Origin of the sequence: Methanocalculus sp. (assembly GCF_029762515.1) — an archaeon.
Classification (GTDB): Archaea; Halobacteriota; Methanomicrobia; order Methanomicrobiales; family Methanocorpusculaceae; genus Methanocalculus.
This window is the reverse complement of record NZ_JARVGN010000425.1, coordinates 1-1,877: the sequence shown is the minus strand read 5'-3', so window position 1 is coordinate 1,877 and position 1,877 is coordinate 1. Positions and strand designations below refer to the sequence as shown.

Below are 1,877 nucleotides of genomic sequence, written 5' to 3'. Positions count from 1 at the left end.
AAATTATACAGCATAACATAATTTTATCTGTTTTCGATGCTACCATAGCTTGATGGTCGATATATGCGATCAAACCCTCTCAATCCTCTATGTGGATGATGAGCCCGGACTCCTTGCAATCGGAAAGATCTTTCTCGAAAAAACGGGGGAATTTACCGTCACAACAGCAGGCGGGCCAGAAGAAGGGATTACGCTTCTCAAAGAGCAGCCATTTGATGCGATCATCTCCGACTACCAGATGCCCAAGTGTGATGGTATCGCCTTTTTAAAATATCTGCGATCAAGAAAGGACACGACACCCTTTATCATCTTTACCGGAAAGGGGCGTGAGGAGGTCGTCATCGAGGCACTGAACGAAGGTGCCGACTTCTATCTCCAGAAGGGAGGAGATCCGAAGGCGCAGTTTGCTGAACTTGCGAATAAGGTAGTATATGCTGCAAAAAGAAGAAAGGCTGAAACTTCCCTCCGTGAAAGCGAAGAGCGGTATCGAAACGTCGTAGAAACCCAGTCCGAGTTCATCTGCCGTTTCCTCCCTGATGGCACTTTTCTCTTTGTCAATGATGCTTATTGCCGGAGATTCAAAAAGTCTGCTGAAGAACTGATTGGAACACGATTCAAACCACTCATCCACATAGACTATCAGGATAAAGTCACTCGTCATTTTGCCTCGCTCACCCCCAAAAACCCTGAAAGCATCATTGACCAGAGGACAATTCTCCCCGACAATAAGATCGTATGGGATCGTTGGAGTACTCGGGCATTCTTTGATGATTACGGCAAGGTCCGTGAATACCAGTCTGTTGGCAGGGATATCACTGAACTCATGGAACGTGACATTCTGCTAAAGAAAAAGAATGAAGAGCTGGCAGCATCTGATGAGGAGATCCGGGCACATCTGGAAGAGAACATTGCCGCACAACGGCAGCTTCTGCTCTCTGAGGAGCGATACAGGGCAATCTTTGAAAATACCGAAGCAGCGACGATAATTATCGAGGAAGACACCAGCATATCGTTAGCAAACAGTGCCTTTGCACAGCTCTACGGATATTCACAGGATGAATTGATCGGAATGAGCTGGACAGAATTTGTGAGCCAGCAGGATCTCGTGCGGATGAACGCCTATCACCGGCAGAGGAGGGAGGGGAAGGCAGATCCCCCAGAACAATATGAGTTTACCTTCATCAACCGTTACGGGGAGTCACGTCCCATCCACCTGACAGTTGGTATGATCCCGGGGACACGTCAGTCTGTTGCCTCGTTTCACGATCTCACAGATGTAAAGAAGGCGGAACTGGCGCTTCTCCAGAAGAACGAAGAGCTGGCTGGAGCTGAGGAAGAGCTCAGAACCCAGCTTGAGGAGATTATCAGCATGCGGGATATGCTGGAGGAGACTAATGAATATCTTGGAAACCTCATCACGTACGCCAATGCCCCGATCATCGTCTGGGATAGTGATCTCAGGATAACAAAATTCAATAAAGCTTTTTCGAGGCTTACCGGCATACCGCCAAAGGAGGCGATCGGATCTGATCTTGAAATGCTCTTCCCGGATGAGAGGCGGGAAGAATCGATGGATCTGATCCGAAGAGCCATGGCGGGGGAGATGTGGGATGTCGTCGAGATACCAATCCGGCACCGCTCAGGGGAAGTAAGAACTCTCCTCTGGAATTCGGCAAATATCCGGGGAAGCGATGGAGAGACGATCGTTGCCACCATTGCCCAGGGTCAGGATATCACTGAGCGGAAAGAAGCCGAGATGGCACTCCGGGAGAGTGAACGCAAATTACAATCCTTAATCAGTAATATGCCGGGGATTGCATATCGCTGTAAAAATGATCTTGATTGGACCATGGAGTATCTGAGTGATGGTTGCCTGG

The 1,877-nt window shown here is 48.7% G+C and carries 1 protein-coding gene; it reads left to right on the top strand.

Annotated features, from left to right (window positions below):
- Positions 1-52 precede the first annotated feature (52 nt).
- A partial coding sequence (locus QCH34_RS11770) for a PAS domain S-box protein (protein ID WP_300334424.1) occupies positions 53-1,877 on the top strand: 1,825 nt, incomplete at its 3' end.